The sequence below is a fragment of the Streptomyces sp. NBC_01237 genome (assembly GCF_035917275.1).
Taxonomy (GTDB): Bacteria; Actinomycetota; Actinomycetes; order Streptomycetales; family Streptomycetaceae; genus Streptomyces.
This window is the reverse complement of the sequence record NZ_CP108508.1, coordinates 480,926-500,431: the sequence shown is the minus strand read 5'-3', so window position 1 is coordinate 500,431 and position 19,506 is coordinate 480,926. Positions and strand designations below refer to the sequence as shown.

The window sequence follows — 19,506 nt, the reverse complement described above, 5'->3', positions numbered from 1 at the left end:
AGTCGAAGATGGTGCGGTCCGTACTTCGCGCCGACGGCCCTGTTTGACCTTGACACAGTGACAGGGTCTTCACTTCTGGGCGAGGAGGTGGTCTCGATGACGATCACGGGACAGGACAAGGACACGGACGCGGTACGAGCGCTCCAGGGGCTGGAGGACGGCCGTCCGTCCGTGCGACTGCGGGCCGCACTGGCTGTCGGCACGACACCTGACCCGCGCTTCATCGACAAGCTCGTCGAGCGATGTGCGATCGAGCCCGAGTTCTACGTCCGCGACATGCTGACCTGGGCGCTCACCCGCCATCCGGCGCCCCTGACGCTTCCCGAACTGCTCCGCGAAGTCCGCTCGGAGCGCGCGCAGGCACGGAGCCAGGCGCTGCACACACTGTCCAAGATCGGGAGCCGGCAGGCGTGGCCGGCGATCACACGGGCGCTGCTGTCCGACGCCGACGACGGGGTGGCGCGGAGCGCCTGGCGGGCCGCGGTCGTGCTCGTACCGGAGGGCGAGGAGTCCGGGTTGGCCGCGATGCTGGCGACGCAGCTAGGACGCGGCGGTAAGGAGACTCGGCTGAGTCTCAGCCGGGCACTGGTCGCGCTGGGTGAAGCGATCGTGCCGGCTCTGTGTGCTGCGACGACGGCCCCTGACCCGCACGTGCGCGCGCACGCGCTCGCCACGCAACGGCTGCTGCGCGATCCGGACATCGGTTTCGATTTCGCCATCGAGGAGGCCAAGCGCATCGTGGCCCTCGGCGTGGCCGGCCAGGAGGGACGATAGGACGTGCTGATCGGTGAGGTGGCCCGACGGTCCGGGGCCAGTGCCCGCATGCTCAGGCACTACGAGTCGCTCGGCCTGGTGCGGCCTTCGGGCCGTACGGGCTCCGGCTATCGGGAGTATTCCGGGGAGGACATCCGGCGGATCTTCCACATCGAGAGCCTGCGGTCGCTGGGGCTGTCGCTGCGCGAGATCGGGCGCGCGCTCGAAGACCCCGGTACACCTTCGGCGCTCGTCGGCGACCTCATCCGGCAGACACGCGAACGCATCGCTGCGGAGACCGAGCTGCTCACACGGCTGCGCCGGATCGATGCCGCCGACCCGGCGGACTGGGAGGACGTCCTCCAGATCGTCGCGCTCCTCCAAGCACTGGGGTCCAAGAGCGCCGACGCGCGCCAGCGCGCGGCCCTCTCCGCGGCCGACGAGATCCCGGTGCCGGTGGAAGCCCTGGTCGAGGCGGCCTTGAGCGAGACGGAGCCGAACGTCGCCGGAGCCCTTCGATGGGCGCTGGCGCGATCGGGCGACGGCGGCCCGGCGCTGCTGGCGGAGGGTCTCGGCTCACCGGTGGCAGCGGTGCGGGAACGCGCTGTCCGGTCCCTCGCCGAGATGCCCGGTGACGAGGCCACCGCGCAGCTGCGGGACGCTCTGGCCGGCCCCGACGTCCTGGTCCGCGGGTACGCGGCTCTGGCTCTCGGGACACGTGGAGCGGCCGATGCGGTTCCGACACTCATCGACATGATCGCGGAGGGAAGGAACGACACCGATGCGGCCGACGTACTGAGCGTGCTGGCGAGTGACGAGGCGACGGCGGACCGGATCGCGACAGGGCTCGTCGACCGCCTCGCCCACGACACCGCGCGAACGTCCGCACGCGGACGGCTGACCCAGGCGCTGGCGGGCATTTTGGGGACGACCGCCTCACGTGCCCTCGTGGAGCTGTCGCACGACGGGGACCGTGCCGTCGCGCTGACTGCCGCGTACCTCCTCCAGCTGCGCGACACACGGTGACGGGCCTCTCCCGGCCGCCGTGTACGGCGTGCGGACGGGGCGGGACCCGTCCGGAGGTCCCGCCCCGTCTTCAACGGGTCATGCGGCAGTGGGCCGTACGGCCGGGCTCAGAAACGGTCGGGCGCGCGCTGCGGGAGCGGCGACCCGGGCAGCACGTCCTGCTTCCGGTTCTTCCGTGCCTCGGAGTTCGAAGCGGCCGTCGCCGTGCAGGTGACGTCCTTCGCGGGGAGCTTGCCGGTGAGCAGGTATCCGGTGACCGTGCCGTCCGTGCACGCGTTGCCGTTCGGGTAGACGCCGTGGCCCTCGCCGCCGAGGACGGTGACCATTCGCGATCCCTTCAGGTTCGCGTGCAGGGCCTGACCGCTGGGCAGCGGGGTCTGCGGGTCCCACTCGTTCTGGACGACCAGGGAGCCGACCTTGTTGTTCACCTTGGTGGCCGGTTCCACGGACTTGTCCCAGAACGCACAGGGCTTGATGCTGGACGTGAAGTCACCGTAGAGCGGGTACCGCCCCTTGTCCTGGACGGCTTCCCGTCGGTAGGTCTCGGGATCGCGGGGCCACGCGGCCGAGTTGTCGCCGCACACCACGGCCCAGAAGCTCGCCGTCATGTTGTCGGACGGCGCCTCGGCGGCGCCGCCTGCCGCCCCGGCCTTCCCGGATCCCGCGAACGCGGCGAGCTTCTTCGCGGAGGCGGGTACGCCGGCCGCGGCCTTCTTCAGCTCCACGATCGCCTCGGTGGCTTCCTGGGGAAAGAAGACCGCTCCGCGCATGCCGCTGCGGATGTCATCACCGGTGACCGGCTGACCGTCCACCTCGATGGGCTTCTCGTCGGCCTGCGCGACCAGGTTCCAGAAGGTCCGGTCGACCTTCTTCGGGGTGTCACCGAGGTCGTACTTCTCCGAACGCCCGGCGGCCCAGGCGGTCCACCGGTCGAACGCGGGCTCGGCACCCTCCGCCCACCACTGGACCATGCCTCGCCAGGCGCGCGCCGGATCGACCGCGCTGTCCAGTACGAACCGGTCGGCCCGGCCCGGGAAGAGCTGGGTGTAGACGGCGCCCAGGTAGGTGCCGTACGAGTAGCCGACGTACGAGATCTTCTTCTCACCGAGGACCGCCCGGAGCAGATCCATGTCGCGGGCGGTGTTGCGTGTGGTGATGTGGGGGAGCGTGTCGCCCGCCTTCTCCCCGCACTTGTCCGCGACCCCGCGGGCCCAGGCGACGTCCTTGTCGAACGTTTCCTCCTTGTACGGCCGCAGCCAGTCCTCCTCCTCCGGCGTCAGGCCGCAGGAGACCGGGGTGCTGCGACCCACACCGCGCGGGTCGAACCCGATGAGGTCGTACTTCTGCCGCGCGGAGCTGGGGAGTCTGTCCTGCATCCCCAACGGCATGTAGATCCCTTCTCCACCCGGGCCGCCCGGGTTGGAGAGCAGGACACCCCGCCGCTTGCCGGGCGCGGTGCTCTTGATCCGGGATATCGCCAAGTCGATCCGCTTGCCCCCGGGAACCCGGTAGTCCAGCGGGACCTTGATCGTGGCGCACTCGAACGATGCCGGGGCGTCGGCTTCGCACCGCTTCCACCGCGGTTTCTGCTTCACATACCGGTCCAGCGCGCTCTTGGCGGCGGACGAGGACGCGGTCGACGGGGCGGCGGCCGGAGCGGCGGTGGCCGTCGAGGTGGCGAGCGCGGGAGCCAGCGTGGCCGTGACACTCACGGCCAGCAGAGGCACGAGACGTCGTCTGCGCACGATAGGGATTCCTTCCGGTCTTGTGTTCGGACAGGAAAGATCCTTCAGGACCGGTCATGCCTCCGGATCCGCCCGCCGGGGTGCACCTCCCTCCACCCAGGGAATGAGACAACGGTCCTGTGTGCTACCCAAGTTGTAGGGGGCGCATGGCGGCGCGGGACAGCGCCGCGAGCGCGGCCCCGGACGGCCGTCGGGGGCGTGTGTGGGGGGTCGGACCGGGCCCGTGGACCGTGGCTGCTAGAATAAATTCCGTTCGGTTGAGGTCATCATCGAACGAGGGTTGATCACTTGATCCCCGTCACAGCATGAGTTGCAGGCTCCAGGCCACCGGCCTGGAGCCTTTTTTCTTGTCCAACCACGTTCTGGTTTCACGTCGCCGTCGCCGTACCGCAGGCCGCGAAGCCCTCGCAGAGATGGTCAAGATCATGGATATCGAAGGATTTCCCCGCCGGTTCGCCCGAACCCGCCGCTTCTCTCTCGGAGTCCCACGCGAGTTCACCGTCTCCCCGGACGGTGACCGGGTGCTGTTCCTCCGGTCGGAATCCGGTGTCGTTCCGCGCGTCGGACTGTGGATGTACGCGGGGGGCGACGAGCGGATCCTCGCCGGTCCGACAGCCGACGGCAGCCGGGGAACCCCGGAATCCCGGCGCATCGGTACCGAACCGATCCCCATGCGCTCGGCCGGAGTGGTGTCCTACGCGACCGACCGCCGCGTTCGGGTGGTGGCGTACAGCCTCGACGGTTCGCTGTGGACGGTACGTACGGACGGTGGCCCGCCACGTCGCATCCGGACCGTCGGCCCGGTGAGAGATCCCCGCCCCTCCCCGGACGGCACTCTGATCGCCTACGTCGCCGAGGGCACCCTTCGTGTGGTGGGTACCGATGGGACCGGAGACCGGCCGCTCGCCGTGCCCGAGACCGCGGATATCACCTACGGGCTTCCTGACTACACCGCTGTCGCCTCCATCGGGAGATCGCGCGGCTACTGGTGGTCTCCGGACAGCGGTGCGCTGCTCGTCGCACGGGTCGACACCTCCGTGGTGGAGCGCCGCTGTCTCAGCGATCCCTCGGATCCCGGCCGACCGCCCCGGTCGTTTCCCTACCCGGCGGCGGGCACGGCCAACGCCCTCACCTCGTTGCACCTGGTGACGGTCGTCGGCGGTCGCACGCCGGTGCAACTGCCACGTCAGGCACGTGCGGGTGACGCTCCCGCCAACAGCTGGGGGCTCGCGTTCGAGTACGTCGTCAGTGCCGACTGGCAGGGTGCGGGCCCGGTGATCAGTCTTCAGACCCGGGATCAGCGAACGATGTGGGTGCTGCGGGCCGACCCCGTGACCGGCACCGTCGAGCGGCTGTCCCAGCACACCGATGAAGGATGGGTCGAGTTTCCGCCGGGTGCTCCGCTGCACACCGCATCGGGAGTGCTGGTGCTGCCTCAGGTCCGCGGTGACGAGCGGACGATCCGGATGGGTGAGGTCCTCGCTCCGGCCGGACTCCAGGTACGCGCGGTACTGGGGTCGGTGGGCGAACGGGTGTTGTTCACCGCGAGTGAAGAGCCGACAGAAGTGCATGTCTGGGCATACGAGCCCGGCCACGGCTTCGAACGGCTGACGCACACTCCGGGGGTGCATACGGCCACCGCCGGGGGTGACACCCTCGTGCTGGACAGCAGAACTCCGGACGGGCAGACGGTGACGGTGCTGCGGGGCGGCAGACAGGTCGGCCGGATCGCGGTCCTGGCGGAACAGCCGCCGGTCACACCGCGGCCGGCGCATCTGTCGCTGGGTGAGCGGCAGTTGCGCAGCCGACTCCATCTGCCCTCCTGGTACGAACCGGGCATGGACAAGCTGCCCGTACTGCTCAGTCCGTACGCCGGACCCGGCATGCAGGTGGTGACGAAGGCGCACGGTTGGTACACGGCGGTGTGCCAGTGGTACGCCGAACACGGCTTTGCCGTACTGGCCACGGACGGGCGGGGAACCCCCGGCCGCGGGGTGCGGTGGCAGCAAGCCATCCTCGGTGACCGGCTCACCCCTGTCCTCGACGACCAGATCGACGGGCTGCACGCTGCCGCTGAACGGTGCGAGGCCATCGACCTGGGACGAGTGGGCATCCGGGGCTGGTCGTTCAGCGGCTACCTTGCCGCCGGCGCCGTACTGCACCGTCCCGATGTGTTCCACGCGGCGGTCGCGGGCGCGCCGCCGACCGACCGGCGCCTGTACGACACGTATTGGGAGGAGCGCTTCCTCGGCCACCCGCGCCTCCAGCCGCTCGACTACGAGCGCAGCTCGCTGATCCCGCTCGCCGGGAACCTGACCCGGCCGCTGATGCTCGTGCACGGACTGGCCGACGACAATGTGGCCCCGGCGCATACGCTGCGCTTCTCGGCGAAGTTGCTCGCTGCGGGGCGGCCGCACAGCGTGCTGCTGCTCCCGGGGGTCGGGCACCTCGTGACCGGGGAAGGGGTCGCGGACACCCTGCTGCGGCTCGAACTGGACTTCCTGAAGAGCTCACTCGGAGAGTGAACAGGCGCCGGAGCGCCGACCGTTTCCGGGGTGGGATCACTGCGTCGCCTCCTCGACGGCGGTCGTCGCGGTGGCCGCAGGGGTGCGGGGTCGGTAGCCACCGGCCTGAAGCGTGAACATGGCTGCGTAGTCGCCGCCCAGGGCCATCAGTTCGTCGTGGGACCCGGACTCGACGATGCGACCGCTGTCGAACACATGGATCCGGTGGCAGTCGATGACGCTGGCCAGTCGGTGGGAGATCAGCACGGTGATCTGGTCCTCACGCAGCCGGCCGCGCAGTACCGCCTCGTAGACAGCGTGCTCGGAAGGAGGGTCCATGCTGGCCGTCGGCTCGTCCAGGAGGAGCAACGGTGCCTTCTTGTACAGGCCGCGGCCCACGGCCACTTTCGCCCACTGTCCGCCCGACAGCTCCTGGCCGTCCTTGAACCGCTTGGACAGGATCGCTCCCCACTGGCCGGGCAGGGCGGCGATGACACCGTCGGCGCCGGACGCCCGCGCGGCGTCCATCGCCCGCTGCGGATCGACGTCCACGAGAGTGCCGGTCGAGATGGTGATGTTCGACAGGGCGCTGAAAGGGAAGCGGACCGGCTCCTGCAGCACACAGGCCACCTGCCGGTGGACCGACTGGGCGTCCATGTCACGCATGTCGACGCCATTCCAGCGCACGCTGCCCTGCTGCGCCTCGTACAGGCCGGCGAGGAGCTTGGCGCAGGTGCTCTTGCCCGAACCGTTGAGGCCGACGAATGCCACCGTCTCCCCGGCGCGGAGGGTCAAGCTGATCCCGTCCAGGGCCGGTGTGTCCTTGCCGGGGTAGGTGAACCGCACGTTCTCCAGGGTGATCGTCCTCACCTGGGCGGGCGCGTTCAACGCGGTTCTGCGAGGCAGTAGTTGGCGACAGCGTTCCTGCACGGCAAGGAGGTCGTCCACCCATAGGGCGTGCTCGTAGACGAGATGGGCGACCTCGACGAGCCGGGTCAGCGACGCCTGGCCTGCCTGGATGGCGATGACGGCACCGGCACCGGCTGCCAGGGGAAGCCATCCGGCGATCAGCATGGCACCCAGCACCGTGTAGGTGATGCCGGTCCCGAGCCCGCCCACAGCCCGCCCGGCCAGGTTCAGCATCGCGGAGTACAGGCCCAGCCTGCTGTCCTCCGCTGCGATCTTGGTGGTGAGCCGCCGGTGCTCTTCCAGGAGCGCGCCCTGCGCGGTGTCGGAGCGCAGTTCGGCGGCCGCGTCCACGTCGAGCATCAGCCACGAGAAGACCCGGACCCGGCGCTGCAGGGTGTTCCAGCGTTTGAAGGAGTGGAATCTGGCGCGTGCGCTGCGGACGGCGGCCGCGCCGACCGGGACGACGGACAGCAGCAGCAGGGGCAACAGGAGCGGGTGCAGGAGGCTCAGTACACCGGCGGTGCCGACGAGCCCCAGGCCGGCGGACGCGAGGGAGACGACCTGCCCGACGATCTGCCGCGCGTAGAACAGCCCTCGGTCGTTGGCGCGGTGCACCTCGTCGTGCCACTCGGCGTCCTCGACCGCTTCGAGACGCACGTGCGCGGTGAGCCGGAAGAATTCGCATTCCAGGGCCGTGCGGATCTTGGGCGTCACCCTGGCCTGAGCAGCCGCGACAGCGGCCTCCATGAGCGCACGGGCCGCGAGGAAACCGACGATGAGGAGGATCTGGGGAACGGCGGCACGCACACGGTCGGGCGTGGGGCCCTGGGCGAACAGGTGCTGGAGAACAGCGACCGAGGCGATCAGCCCGAAGGCGCTCATGGCCGCCGATGCCAGTTGGCAGACGACGACCGTGACCGTGGCGGAGCGGTCCGCGCCCCAGGCGAGCCGCCCGATCAGGGCCGTGATCCTGGGCAGCCGGGCAAGGACCTGCCACACCGTGGCGTTCGCGGCCGCGCCGTCGTGGACAGACCAGTACGCCTCCTTCATCCCGTCGGTCACATCGCCGTCCTGCGGGCCGGTGGGGAACGTCGCGGGAGGCAGTGGGAGCGGGACGGACCGCGGCGCCGGAACACTCCCGTCGACGGGGACCTTCGGAGGGTGCGTGTTCGTCATCCCTCCCGCCTCGCATCCGGCCGCGTCGAGCGGTGGGTGGAGGTGTCGACCTGCTGCACGCCGAGGGTGGGAGGAGCCGGGACAGGCCACCGTCGTTCGAATGCGAGGGGCCGGCACGCGGGGGCGGGGAGCGGAGTCATCGTGTCCTCCAGCAGATCGTCGAATGGCACGGGTGCTCTAGAAACGGGGCACCCGGCACGCCGTAACGGGTGACGGCGAGGGGATTTCTGGACGCGTGTACGAATGTCGCCGCTCGCGCCAAGGGCGCGGGGTCCTGCCGTCGAAACGCCCTCGTTCGAGCGATGGTCGCCCGTTCGGCCGCTTCCTCCGAGGGTTTCCGGCCAACCTGATGCCCCGTCCGCCCCATGCGGCGGCTGCGCCCGACAGTGCCCGGCGTACGGCGGCACGGCGGCGGCGATGGCCCGATTCCGCTCGGCCGCTCCCACGCCACGGAGTCGGCGTGCCAGGCTGCCCACCCCGGAGCGCCCTCACCTGCCCCGAACTCCGCCCGTAGGCCCGTCCTCTTGTGGCGAGTCGACGCGCATGTCCACCGTCCCGGCCGTGCCGCGACAGCAAGGAAGCCCCATGCCCAGCGACCTGACACCCACGACAGAGGCATCCACCGGCGGCTGCCTGTGCGGCCACATCCGTTTCGAAGCGATGGGGGAGCCCTACGACCCCCACGTATGTGCCTGCCCCCACTGCTCCCGCCTCTCCGGCGGCCCGATCATGGGCTGGGTCGGCTTCCGCCGGACCGGCTTCAGCTGGACCGGGCCCGGAACCCCCAGCTCGTACCGGTCCTGGCCCACGATGCAACGCTGGTTCTGCGCCTTGTGCGGTACGCCCCTCGGGGCTGCGGCCGACGGTGAGGAATACCTCGGAGTCTGTCTCTCGGCCCTGGACAACGGTGCCGGGATCATCCCCATCGGTCACAGCTTCCGCCACAACACGCCCACATGGCTTCCGCCCATCCCCTCCACCCGGCCGCCATCCGCATGAACGCTCCTCGGCGTTCCACTCCGCTGCCGGCCCGGACCGAAAGCCGGGCGGTCATCCCCCCCTTGTCCTCAAGGCAGTTGTTCTCGGTCAGGAGGTCGACAGGGTTCGGTCACCGGACCTGCCGTAGCCATCGGCCTGGAGGTGGAAGAGTTCTGCGTAGGTCCCGCCGAGGCGCATCAGTTCGTCGTGACTGCCGCTCTCCGTGATGCGTCCGCCGTCCAGCACGACGATGCGGTCGGCCATCCGGACCGTGGAGAAGCGGTGCGAAACGAGCAGGGTCACCGCCCCGGAGAGGGCTCCCTCCCGGCTTGCACGGGTGTAGCGCTCGAAGATCGCGTGCTCGGTCACGGCGTCGATGCCGGCGCTGGGCTCGTCCAGTACGAGCAGGAGAGGGCTGGTGCGCATCGAGGCGCGAGCCAGTGCGAGCCGCTGCCACTGCCCGCCCGACAGGCCCACGCCTCCGGTCCAGCGGGCGCCGAGCTGGGTATCCAGGCCGTGCGGCAGGCCGTCCAGAACTCCGGTGATGTCCGCCCGGAACGCGGCCGCACGGACCCGTGACTCCCGCTCCACGTCAGCCAGTTGTCCTATGCCGATGGCCTCCCGGGCAAGGAGTTCGAAGCGTACGTAGTCCTGGAAGCAGGCCGACATGGCACCGCGCCACTCCTCAGCGGGCAGTTCCCGGAGCCCCTGGCCATCGACGGTGATCTCGCCGACGTCGGGTTCGTACAGGCGGCAGAGCAGTTTGACGAGGGTGGTCTTGCCCGCCCCGGTCACGCCCACGACCGCGACGGTGCTACCCGGCTCCAGACAGAGGTCGATCTCCCGCAGTACGTCGCGCTCCGCGCCGGGGTGGCGGAAGCTCACTCCACGCAACTCGATGCCGTGTGCCAGACGCTCGGGGACCTGCCCCGTCGCCGGCGGAGAGGGCGTCCCGGCGGCTCGGTCGATGCCGTCCACCAGGCGAAGCAGGCGCCGCCCGTCGATCAGTGCCCGCCGCGCACCCGCCACGGCCATCGTGATGTCGTCCACCTGCTCGATGAGTCGCACCGCCAGACCCAGGATGATCAGCGCGGCGCCGACGCCGACCCGGCCGTGTATGGCCTCCCGGACGAGCAGGACGAGCGCGGCCAGCAGACCGGTCGAGAACACCAGCCATCCGGCCGCCGTGATCCCCGCGGCCCGCCGCTCGGCGCGACCCCGCACCGCGGCAATGTGCGCAGAGCTCTCACGGAACCGCTCGCGCAGCAGAGGTCCGCTGCCGGACAGCCGGATCTCGGCCGTCGCCTGCGGCCGGGTGGCCAGTTCGAAGATGCGGTCGGTGTGTCGCAGAGGCTCGGCCAACTGCTCCTCGGCGCGCATCCGCACGGACTCAGCGCGCCCCGTGGCAGCGACGGCGGGAATCGCCACGATCAACAGCAGGGCCAGCGCCCCATGCACGGTGACCAGGGCGGCCACGGTGATCGCCACCATGATCAGAACCTGCACCAGGGCGACCAGCCGGACCACCAACGCGCCCAGCGAAGACGACTGGTCCCTGGCCCTCTCGACCTGGTCAAGGTAGGCGGGGTGTTCCAGGTGACCGGTCGTCACCGGCTCGCTCACGGCTTTGACGACCCGGCGTTCAAGGAGGAAGTCGGTCTTCTCCCTGAGGGTCAGCTCCAGTTTTCCCGCCGGGTGGTTGAGCGCCGAACTCCCCGCGTCGCACACCGCGAACATGACGGCGTAACCGAGCGATGCCGGGGTGTTCCCGCTCAGGGCCGCGTCGACGAGGAGCCCGAGGGCGACGGCGTCGAGCGGGGCCAGGACGCCCGCGGCGATCCGCAGGGCGATGACCGCCGCCGTGAGCCGCGGGTCGGCGCGCAGGGAGTCGGACAGGACCAGACGGATCAGCCGGAGTGTCTCCCTCACGGTGTCCTCCCGTCCGCGAGGTCCACGGCTGCGACATCGGTGTCTTCGGCGTTCGGGCGGGGCACATCAAGAACCGAGGCGTCCGGGCCGGGGACGTCCGGACGCCCTTCGGCGGGCTCCTTGGCCGCATCGGTGAAATGGGCGGCCTGGAGACGGAACATCTGTGCGTACCGGCCGTTCAACCGCATCAGCTCGTCGTGGGTTCCCTCCTCGGTGACGCGGCCGCCGTCCAGGACGACGATGCGGTCGGCGCGCCGGACGTTGGCGAAGCGATGGGAGACCAGCACCGTGGTCAAGCCGGTGTCCGCGCCGATGATCCTCCCGAACAGCTCCGCCTCGGCGCGTACGTCCAGACTCGCCGTCGGCTCGTCGAGCACGAGCAGGTGGGCGCCCGTCGCGGTGCCGGCCAGCGCACGGGCCACCGCTATGGACTGCCACTGCCCGCCGGAGAGTTCGGTGCCTCCCGTGAAGTCGCGGGACAACACGGTGTCCAGTCCTCGGGGCAGCCGCCCGATCAGCTCCGCCGCCCCCGCCTGCCCGGCAGCCCGCAGTACCGCCGCGTCATCGACCGGACCGGCCGCTCCGACGGCGATGTTGTCGCGGACCGAGAAGGGGTAGCGCACCTGGTCCTGGAAGACCGCGGCGACCCCGGTCCGCCACTCGCCGGACGCCAAGTCCGCGAGGTCCGTGCCATCCGCTGTCACCCGGCCGTCGGTGGGCCGGACAAGACCGCACAGCAGGTTGATCAGAGTGCTCTTGCCCGCACCGTTGGCCCCGACCACCGCCAGGGTTCCGCCCGCCGGGACGGTCAGGTCGATGCCATGCAGAACCTCGTCGGCTGCCGCCGGATAGCGGTAGGTCACGTTCTCGAACCGGATGACGGGCCGGTGCGCGGGTGCGGGTGGTACGGCCCGCTGCGACGCGTGTCCGGCGGGCTCGGGCAGTCGCGCCGCCGCCGAGACGGCGCCGGCCCCGATGGCGAGCCGCGAGAGGTCGTTGAAGCTCGGTACGATCCGCCAGATCTGACCGGCCGTCTGGACGTACAGCACCGTGGCGGTGAGCCCGAGCGTCCCGTTCGACAGCTCGCGGCCCATGGAGCCGTAGACCACGGCGTAGCCGAGCGCCACCAGCGCCACGCGGGGAAGGAAGCGTCGCAGGTCGGTGCCGCGCCCGCGCCATACCGGGCTCATGGCCCGCCGGAAGTGCCTGGCGAACCGGTCGCCGACGAAGCCCGCGAGGCCGAAGATCCTGATCTCCTTGCCCGCCGCCGGATCGAAGGCGAGATCGCGGTAGTACCTGGCCCGTTCCTGCTCCTCGGTGCGGCCCGCCCAGCCCTTCGCGACCTTGGCGTGTTCCTGGCGGAAGTAGCGGTCCCAGGGGAGGAAGGTGCCCAGCAGCACCAGCGGCGCCCACCATTGGAAGGTGGCCAGGACAGCGGCCGCCGCCAGCCCGTGCAGACGTCCCGCGACCAGACCGGACAGTCCCCCCACCGCGGCCGACGGTCCGAACGCGGCGGTCCTGATGTCCCGCGCCCGCGCCACCGCCTCCCGAAGCCCTTCCCCGCCGTGCTCCTCGCCGTCTGCCGCCGCCATGACCCGCATCCGGGTGCGTTCCTCCAGCCGCGTACCGAGGGCTCGGCACAGCGACCTCTGGAGCGGAACGGCGGCCTGCGCGGCGAAGAACACCGCGGTCAGCACGGCGAGCACCAGCACGAGGCGAGTGTGCGCCCTTGTGCCCGCACCATGGCGCACGGCGTCGGGGAGCGAGCCGACCGCGATGCTGGTGAGCCCCATCTGGACCAGGGGCAGCAGGCCGGTCAACAGCGTGACGGTCAGCAGCCCGGCCGTCAGGCCCCGGCCGGCCCGAGGCAGAGCGGCGGCCAGGTCACGGACGGTTCCCGCAGCCCGCGGAGCGCCGTCGGTCCGCGGCCGTAGCCATCGCCCGTGCGGCCGCTCATCGCGCCCGGCATGATCGTGGGTGCTCATCGTCGTGCCCGGCGGGCTGCGGCGCTCGGCTGCCACGCCAGAGTCATGGGCGTACAGGCTCTCCTCCCGTTGCCCGCCCGCCGCCATGGCCACCTGGCCGAGTACGTCGTCGACCACCGTGAATCCGTACCGTTCCGAGCGTCGGCCGCACCCCGCCGGGACGCCCGCCGCGACGCTCCCGCTGAGCAGTTGAACGGATGGCGCCTCTCGGCCGGTACATCAGCGCGCGGTAACCGCACCATCACTCGTCCCGTCCCCAGACTTGTCCCCGAACAGGGTCGACACTGAGTAGTAAATCGATCCACCGATGCTAGGAATCCGATCGGCGGGGCGTCAATCGCTTGTAGCTCATATTTTCAAGGAAGTTGACGGAGATGGCGGTTGCCGGCGTGCAGTGCATCGGTACACGGCCACCTTCAGGGACCCCGAACCGGACGCGGTCGAGGCGCCCTTGAGGGACCAGTCGTCCCAGGACTCCCTTCGGAGCCGGTAGTTGCCGGGTGTGTGGGAGACCCCGGGGGCGGCATGGCCGTCAGCCGTTCCCCGGGGGCATGGAAGTCGACCAGGCCGGTGAAAGGGCTCGGCGTGCGTCAACAACCGACATGCTTGGACCCGTTGATGTGCCGCCCGGCCCACCCATGAGTCCACGACCCAGGGGCGGGGGACTGCCCGTGCGCGACAGTGAACCTGCGATCGTCACCGGCACCGTCAGCCGTCTCGGTTCCGAGCACTGGCCGTTCGACCGCGACCCGAGAGCGATTCACGTGACCGCTGCCGGTTGAACGACGGGTTCAGGCGCGGCGGACCCGCCAGAGCCATGTTGCCGTGCCGGCCAGCACGGCGAGCATCGCCAGGTTGGCCACGAGGGCCGGGGTGTCGCCCGCCGGGCCGCCGCTGGACAGGTTCCAGGTGGCGATGACGGCACTCGGCAGGACGGCGGCAAGCAGAACGCCGGTGGTCTTCTGGACGGCGACCCAGTGCACCGAGGTGCAGAGCAGCACCGCGCCGGTGACGCGCAACAGGACGCCGAACAGCGGCCCGGGGAGGTCGGGGAAGACCATCATGAAGGGCAGCGACAGCGTGAGCATCAGGAGCGGGACCAGGGGGTGCACCTTGCCACGCCGGGCGGGTATGCCGACACCGCTCCGGGCCGGGGCTCCGGCGGCCCCGTTCCCCGCCTCCGCCAGTGCCGTCGCCGCGATCGTGCGGGGGTCCCCCAGCTCCGCCAGGACCTCGCCGATCGCGGCATCGGGGCGCTCGGCGCGCGTCACCTCGATGTGTTCGGCGAGGTCGGCGAGGAGTTCCTGGCGACGGTCGGCGGGGAGCGCGGAGGCCTCGCGCTCGACAGCGGAGAGGTAGTCGCGTACGGGGTCGGCAGAGGTCTTCATACGAGGTCTCCGGTGCTGGGGTGGGGGGTGGTGAAGAAGGTGTCGACGGTGTCGCGGAAGCCGGGTCGGACGCGGGCGAACTCGTGGAGGAGTTCCGCGTCGTAGCGGGGGCGGTTCCGCATCAGGGCGAGTACGGGGTACTCCAGGACGCCCTTGCGCAGCTGGGTGGCTGCGCGGGTCTGCCTGGCCGAATCACCTGGTTCCATGCGATGCAAGATACCTGGTGGGGCAAGTGGATGGGAAAGGGGGGCGCGGATCTCCTCAACCCGTCGGACCGGTGGTGCCGGTGCCCACGGCCTTCCGGGTCGTCACCGGGGCGTGAGCAGGCGGGGGCTCCGACGAAGACCGGAGATCGGAAGCAACTTCTCACCGCCCCGTGCGCGACGGGCAGTCGGGCGCGTCAGTGGAGCCTGCCGTCACGGGGGCGAGGCTGTGCCCAGCGGGACGCGGCGGTGCGGAGGTGTCAGGGATTGCCGTGCACGAGGCCGTTGGGCAGCGGGGCGGGGTCAGCCGACCGGACCCGCGTCCGCGTCGTTCTCCTTCACACAGGCGTCCTCGAAGGCCGTCAGGGTGATCACGCCGTCCTCCTGGAAGGTCCGGTACTCCGCGACCACGCTCCAGCCGCGCTGATTGAGGACCACCCGGGCCAAGTCGACCACCCCGTCGTCCGGGCCCTTGCGCTCATAGCGTTCCTGGGGCTGCTGCCAGTCGCGCTCGCGCAACTCGCCCACCACCGCCTCGTAGCGGGCGATGTCCACCGGGGCGGTCTTGGTGCCGAACCCCTTGAAGGCGACGCCGCACGACTGCGGCGCCGAGCCGGCCGGGGCGTCCTCGCTCGTCCGCCCATATTCCGGTGCGTTCGCCGGAACGCCCGCGTCCGCGGCCGAGGCGTCGAGGTCCGTACGCACGACTTCCTTCGTGAGTACCCCGGTGCCCTGGGGCCGGGGCGGCTTCGGGGTGGCGTCCACCTCGGTGCCCGCGTCGCTCGTGCCGCAGCCTGCGGCTCCGAGTGCGATGACTGCTACCACCACGGTGGCCCACTTGGTTCTGCGCACAGTCATGTCCTCCCGGGTCGGGGGCAGTGCGGCCCCCGCGATCAAGGGACGAGTGTGCCACGGCGTACGGGCGGTGCGGCCCCCGCTGCCCGGCTGCTCCTTCTGGGGGAACCCGGATGTCCGCTGGCCGACGGGCATCCGGCACTCTCCATCGAAGGAGGAGTTCCCGCCGCCGTTCCTCTGGAGCCCGCCGACCACGGGACCTTGAGCACATCGGCGGTCACGCCGTTCGACGCGGTGGTCTGTAGAGGTCGTCCAGGCGGAGTGGCGCGGGCTCGGGCAGGGGTGTGCCGTCCGTCGGCAGGCAGGACTGGAGGAAGTAGGCGAGCAGGCGACGGGATGCGGCCATGGAGGCCGCCGGGGACTCTCGCACGACGCCGTTGTTGGCCAGGAGCAACAGGGTGACATCGCTGGGGTCGAAGTCCTTGCGCAGCTGCCCGGTGTCCTTCGCGCGCTGTACCAGCTGGGCGAGGGATGTCTCGGCGCGGGCACGCTCACGATGGACGTCCGGCGCGTCGGGAAACTGGGAGAGGAACGCGGCGCTGAACCCGCGGTCCTGGGCCTGCATCATGCACACCTTGGTGAGGACGTTGCGAAGTCCGTGCCAGGGATCGTCGTCCTGAAGAGCCTCGTCGAGAGTGGCGACGCACTGGCCGAGTTGTTCGGAGAACGCGGCGGCGATCAGCGAGCCGCGTGTCGGGAAATGCCGGTAGAGGGTGGCGGCACCCACGCCCGCTCTGCGGGCGATTGTGCTGGAAGGTACGTCGGTGCCGTCGAGGGCGTACGCCTCGCGGGCGGCCTGGAGGAGCCGGGTGCGGTTGAGCCGGGCGTCGGCTCTCTGCCCCGAGGCGGGGGCGCCGGATGCGGAGGGGGGCGGGTTCCGAGACGGTTGAGCAGGCATGTCTCCCACTTAATCACAAACGGAAGGGGTCAACCGTTTAGCGGGTTAGCGTGACCTGGTGCCGCGGTGCCCCTGCGGCCGGCTCTCTGCCGCAGAGGTGAGCGGCTGCGAGTTCTCCCGTTGAACGACGTGCCATTTTTACGGAGGTTGTCCGTGTTCGCTGTGCAATACCACTGCTATGGCGGTTCCGAGGTCCTTGGTGTCGAGGAGGTCGAAGAGCCGCACGCGGGACACGGTCAGGTCCGCATCGCGGTGCGTGCCACCGGCGTCACCCCTGCCGACCATTACCTGCGCTCAGGGATGCTGCGGGACATCGCCACCGTGGAGTTCCCCCATATACCCGGCATGGATGCCGCGGGAATCGTCGACGAGGTGGGAGAGGGGGTGACCGGGGCCGCCGTGGGAGACGCGGTCTTCGGCCTCGTTCCCTTCGTGGATCAGGGGGGCGCCGCGGCCCAGTACGCGGTGCTGGAGGCATGGGCGTCCAAGCCTCGGTCATGGTCCTTCGAGGAAGCGGGTGGCGCTGCGGGCAATATCGACTCGGCCACACGCGTACTGGAGGCGCTGGAAGTCGCCGAAGGCATGACCTTGTTGATCGATGGTGCCGCCGGTGGCGTCGGCACCATCGCCGCGCAACTCGCCCAGGCCCGCGGTCTCACCGTGATCGGCACCGCGAGCGAAGGCAACCACGGCTTCCTCGCCCAGCTCGGCGTCGTACCGGTCACCTACGGGGCGGGGCTGGCCGATCGCCTCGCCCCACTGGCTCCGCTCGGTGTCGATGTGGTTCTGGACGCGGCTGGTAAGGGCTCTCTCGCCGAACTGGTGGCCATCGTCGGAGACCCGCACCACGTGGTGACCATCGCGGACTTCGACGCCGCCCGGCACGGAGTGCGGTTCTCCCGCTCCGAAGCGGGAGAGTCGCCGGGCTGGGCAGGTCTACCGCTGGCGGCCGACCTCGCCGACCAGGGCCGCCTCACGGTCCCGCTGCACGCCGTGTTCCCGCTGAAGGAGGCTGCCAGAGCTCATGACGCCAGCGCCACGGGCCACGCGCGCGGCAAGATCGTCATCACCGTGCCCTGACGTGCGGACGCTGCGGCCCGCGACCGCAGGCCGGTTGTGCGCACGCCGCTTGGCCTGCACCGCATCGCGGTTCATATCGTCCAGTCGAAGGGGTGCCCCTCCAACTCCGCACGGGGGGCGTCCCGTAGAACGCCCCGTCACGCTGGGCATCGCGCTCCGTTGGACGTGACGCACCCCAAGAGAACAGCGTTCACGGCAACATGGTGATCTACTGCATAGAGTGACCATGTGCCTGGCTGGTCTGTACGAGGGCTCCCGGCTGCGAGCGAACGAGGCGGTAATGAGTGAACTGACGAAGCCCGAGATCGACCTTCCGGAGGGTGACGCTCCCACCGAGCTGACCTTCCGCGACCTCGTCGTCGGGGACGGGCTTGAAGCGAAGCCTGGCAGGGTTGTCCAGGTTCACTACGTCGGGGTCACCTTCGAGTCCGGCAAGGAATTCGACGCCTCCTGGGACCGGGGCAAGACGTTCAAGTTCGCCGTGGGCGGTGGCAAGGTCATCAAGGGCTGGGACCGCGGGGTCAGAGGGATGAAGGTCGGCGGCCGGCGCGAGATCATCGTTCCCCCGCGCCTCGGCTACGGCAAGCAGTCACCCTCGCCGTTGATCCCGGCGGGCTCGACACTCGTCTTCGTGGTGGACCTGATCTCCGTCGCAGTCTGATGCCTTCTGCTCCCCGAGTCCTCTCCACCCGGAACCAAGGCCGGCAACACCTGCCGGCCCGCCGCGACGCCCCACTCGCGCGCCCTTCACCCGCACCCACGGACAGAGGTACGCGCCGACGGCAACACGCGTCGGCGCCCGTGACCGATCGTCACGGACAAGGGGTGCTTGTCCTGGCACGGGTACCGGGCGGAGCGGCTCGGGTTGCACCTTCCGTAGCGGTATGTGGTCCGGTGGACTCATCTCCCGCCCTATTGAGGAAGGCCCCTGCTCATGTATCCGTCCTTCGTCCCGCCGCGCCAGGTCAAGATCGGTGACGCGGCGGCCTTTGTCGGCACCACACCGCGGGCGATCCGTCACTACCACGAGATCGGCCTGCTCCCCGAGCCCGTGCGGGGTGGCGACGACCGCCGCCGCTACGGCTACGAAGACATGATCCGGCTGCTGTGGATCCGCAGGGCGGCCGATGCCGGGATCGCCCTGGACGACATCCGTGACGCCTTCGCCGACGCCGACACGGCTTCCGCCGGTGCCGACAGCAAGGACGGCGACGACGGCATCGCGAGCATCCTGGAACGGCTGGAGGAGACCCTCGTCGCCCAGGAAGCGGAACTGCGGCGGCAGCGGACTGCCGTGCAGCGCATGCGTACCGAGGGCAGCAGGATGGGTTTGCTCTCCGACTTCGTCACCAGCCGCCTCAAGAGCCTGCCCGAAGGCTCCTTGCGCCAGACGGACCTGGACAGCCTGCTGGTCACCGAGCGGATCTTCGGCCCGCTCGGTGCTGCCGTCCAGGCCTCCCGTTTCATCGCCCTGGCCACTCACCCGGAACTGCGGGAGGACTCCGACCGTATTGATGCCGCCGAGGAGGCACTCGATGACACGATCGCTGTCGATGACCCCCGTGTGGCCCGGGTGGCTGCCGAACGGCACGCCTTCGAAAAGGCACTGCACGCCGTTATCGAGGATTCCGGCCTGGCGGAGAGCGACGACGCGATTTTCGGCTCCTGGGACGCGTTGCACCCCGCTACCGCTACCGCTGACAAGGGTGGGGGCGAGGCAGGCAAAAGCGCCGGCAAGGGGGAGGGGGCCATGAGCGCATTCGAGGCCACGGGAAAGATGCCCTACAACTTCTCCCCGGCCCGTCTGCGCTGTATGGAGTTGGCCGGAGAACTCCCCGCCCACGAATCACCCGCTTCCTGAACACGGACTGGACGGGGCCGGCCTCCAATGATGTCGGCGACCCGGTCGGTAGGCGGCAGCGTGCCCTCCAGGAGCACGAACGCCTCCGTCCGTACGGTACTTACTGCTTCGGCCGGAGCCGGAGCGAGGTGCGGTGCGGTGCGGCCAGGGCATCGAAGGCCCTGCCCATGTAGCGGCAGGCCGTCGTGGCACCGATGCGGAACCCGGCCGCGAGCC

15 protein-coding genes are annotated in these 19,506 nt (G+C 70.2%); 7 read left to right on the top strand and 8 right to left on the bottom strand.

Annotation, left to right across the window (positions count from 1 at the left end):
* The first annotated feature begins 96 nt into the window (after positions 1 to 96).
* The gene (locus OG251_RS02300) at positions 97 to 774 is read left to right on the top strand and encodes a HEAT repeat domain-containing protein (protein ID WP_326675321.1); all 678 of its coding nucleotides are present in this window, start codon (positions 97 to 99) and stop codon (positions 772 to 774) included.
* Between the two features lie 3 nt (positions 775 to 777).
* Positions 778 to 1,779 (top strand): MerR family transcriptional regulator, encoded by a 1,002-nt coding sequence (locus OG251_RS02295; protein ID WP_326675320.1) that lies wholly within the window; start codon positions 778 to 780, stop codon positions 1,777 to 1,779.
* Positions 1,780 to 1,886: 107 nt separating this feature from the next.
* On the opposite strand, the gene OG251_RS02290 is transcribed toward OG251_RS02295, so the two are convergent.
* A complete protein-coding gene (locus OG251_RS02290; protein ID WP_326675319.1) occupies positions 1,887 to 3,524 on the bottom strand; it encodes an alpha/beta hydrolase in 1,638 nt (545 codons plus the stop codon).
* Positions 3,525 to 3,949: 425 nt separating this feature from the next.
* On the opposite strand from OG251_RS02290, the gene OG251_RS02285 reads away from it, so the two are divergent.
* A complete protein-coding gene (locus OG251_RS02285; RefSeq protein ID WP_326675318.1) occupies positions 3,950 to 6,049 on the top strand; it encodes a S9 family peptidase in 2,100 nt (699 codons plus the stop codon).
* Between the two features lie 36 nt (positions 6,050 to 6,085).
* Here the strand turns inward: OG251_RS02285 and OG251_RS02280 are convergent, their stop codons facing one another.
* Entirely contained in the window at positions 6,086 to 8,113 is a 2,028-nt protein-coding gene (locus OG251_RS02280) for an ABC transporter ATP-binding protein (RefSeq protein ID WP_326675317.1), read from the bottom strand.
* A gap of 585 nt (positions 8,114 to 8,698) precedes the next feature.
* On the opposite strand from OG251_RS02280, the gene OG251_RS02275 reads away from it, so the two are divergent.
* Positions 8,699 to 9,112 carry a GFA family protein gene (locus OG251_RS02275; RefSeq protein WP_326675316.1) on the top strand — a complete coding sequence of 138 codons (414 nt, stop codon included), beginning with the start codon at positions 8,699 to 8,701 and terminating at the stop codon, positions 9,110 to 9,112.
* Between the two features lie 87 nt (positions 9,113 to 9,199).
* Here the strand turns inward: OG251_RS02275 and OG251_RS02270 are convergent, their stop codons facing one another.
* The 6 genes from OG251_RS02270 to OG251_RS02245 form a co-directional block, all read right to left on the bottom strand.
* Positions 9,200 to 11,020 carry an ABC transporter ATP-binding protein gene (locus OG251_RS02270; RefSeq protein ID WP_326675315.1) on the bottom strand — a complete coding sequence of 607 codons (1,821 nt, stop codon included), beginning with the start codon at positions 11,018 to 11,020 and terminating at the stop codon, positions 9,200 to 9,202.
* The gene (locus tag OG251_RS02265) at positions 11,017 to 13,122 is read right to left on the bottom strand and encodes an ABC transporter ATP-binding protein (RefSeq protein WP_326675314.1); all 2,106 of its coding nucleotides are present in this window, start codon (positions 13,120 to 13,122) and stop codon (positions 11,017 to 11,019) included. Before OG251_RS02265 ends, OG251_RS02270 begins: the two co-directional genes overlap by 4 nt.
* A 674-nt stretch (positions 13,123 to 13,796) precedes the next feature.
* Positions 13,797 to 14,393: an HAAS signaling domain-containing protein gene (locus OG251_RS02260; RefSeq protein ID WP_326675313.1), complete on the bottom strand. Its 597-nt coding sequence runs from the start codon at positions 14,391 to 14,393 to the stop codon at positions 13,797 to 13,799.
* Positions 14,390 to 14,599, bottom strand: a complete 210-nt coding sequence (locus OG251_RS02255) for a hypothetical protein (RefSeq protein WP_326675312.1) — start codon at positions 14,597 to 14,599, stop codon at positions 14,390 to 14,392. The genes OG251_RS02260 and OG251_RS02255 overlap by 4 nt, the downstream gene beginning before the upstream one ends.
* A 300-nt stretch (positions 14,600 to 14,899) precedes the next feature.
* Positions 14,900 to 15,454, bottom strand: a complete 555-nt coding sequence (locus OG251_RS02250; protein ID WP_326675311.1) for a hypothetical protein — start codon at positions 15,452 to 15,454, stop codon at positions 14,900 to 14,902.
* A 214-nt stretch (positions 15,455 to 15,668) separates the two neighbouring features.
* Positions 15,669 to 16,349 (bottom strand): TetR/AcrR family transcriptional regulator, encoded by a 681-nt coding sequence (locus tag OG251_RS02245; RefSeq protein ID WP_326675310.1) that lies wholly within the window; start codon positions 16,347 to 16,349, stop codon positions 15,669 to 15,671.
* A 153-nt stretch (positions 16,350 to 16,502) separates the two neighbouring features.
* On the opposite strand from OG251_RS02245, the gene OG251_RS02240 reads away from it, so the two are divergent.
* The 3 genes from OG251_RS02240 (at position 16,503) to OG251_RS02230 (ending at position 19,290) form a co-directional block, all read left to right on the top strand.
* Positions 16,503 to 17,429 (top strand): NADP-dependent oxidoreductase, encoded by a 927-nt coding sequence (locus OG251_RS02240; protein ID WP_442818300.1) that lies wholly within the window; start codon positions 16,503 to 16,505, stop codon positions 17,427 to 17,429.
* A gap of 280 nt (positions 17,430 to 17,709) precedes the next feature.
* The gene (locus tag OG251_RS02235) at positions 17,710 to 18,090 is read left to right on the top strand and encodes an FKBP-type peptidyl-prolyl cis-trans isomerase (RefSeq protein WP_326675309.1); all 381 of its coding nucleotides are present in this window, start codon (positions 17,710 to 17,712) and stop codon (positions 18,088 to 18,090) included.
* 273 nt (positions 18,091 to 18,363) lie between these two features.
* Positions 18,364 to 19,290 carry a MerR family transcriptional regulator gene (locus OG251_RS02230; protein WP_326675308.1) on the top strand — a complete coding sequence of 309 codons (927 nt, stop codon included), beginning with the start codon at positions 18,364 to 18,366 and terminating at the stop codon, positions 19,288 to 19,290.
* The last annotated feature ends 216 nt before the right edge of the window (positions 19,291 to 19,506 follow it).

Excerpts from the sequence above, each read along its gene's own strand:
- OG251_RS02300 (WP_326675321.1), top strand. The coding sequence starts at position 97 with ATGACGATCACGGGACAGGACAAGGACACGGACGCGGTACGAGCGCTC.
- OG251_RS02260 (WP_326675313.1), bottom strand. The coding sequence starts at position 14,393 with ATGAAGACCTCTGCCGACCCCGTACGCGACTACCTCTCCGCTGTCGAG.
- OG251_RS02280 (WP_326675317.1), bottom strand. The coding sequence starts at position 8,113 with ATGACGAACACGCACCCTCCGAAGGTCCCCGTCGACGGGAGTGTTCCG.
- OG251_RS02285 (WP_326675318.1), top strand. The coding sequence starts at position 3,950 with ATGGATATCGAAGGATTTCCCCGCCGGTTCGCCCGAACCCGCCGCTTC.
- OG251_RS02255 (WP_326675312.1), bottom strand. The coding sequence starts at position 14,599 with ATGGAACCAGGTGATTCGGCCAGGCAGACCCGCGCAGCCACCCAGCTG.
- OG251_RS02235 (WP_326675309.1), top strand. The coding sequence starts at position 17,710 with ATGAGTGAACTGACGAAGCCCGAGATCGACCTTCCGGAGGGTGACGCT.
- OG251_RS02245 (WP_326675310.1), bottom strand. The coding sequence starts at position 16,349 with ATGCCTGCTCAACCGTCTCGGAACCCGCCCCCCTCCGCATCCGGCGCC.
- OG251_RS02275 (WP_326675316.1), top strand. The coding sequence starts at position 8,699 with ATGCCCAGCGACCTGACACCCACGACAGAGGCATCCACCGGCGGCTGC.
- OG251_RS02230 (WP_326675308.1), top strand. The coding sequence starts at position 18,364 with ATGTATCCGTCCTTCGTCCCGCCGCGCCAGGTCAAGATCGGTGACGCG.
- OG251_RS02250 (WP_326675311.1), bottom strand. The coding sequence starts at position 15,454 with ATGACTGTGCGCAGAACCAAGTGGGCCACCGTGGTGGTAGCAGTCATC.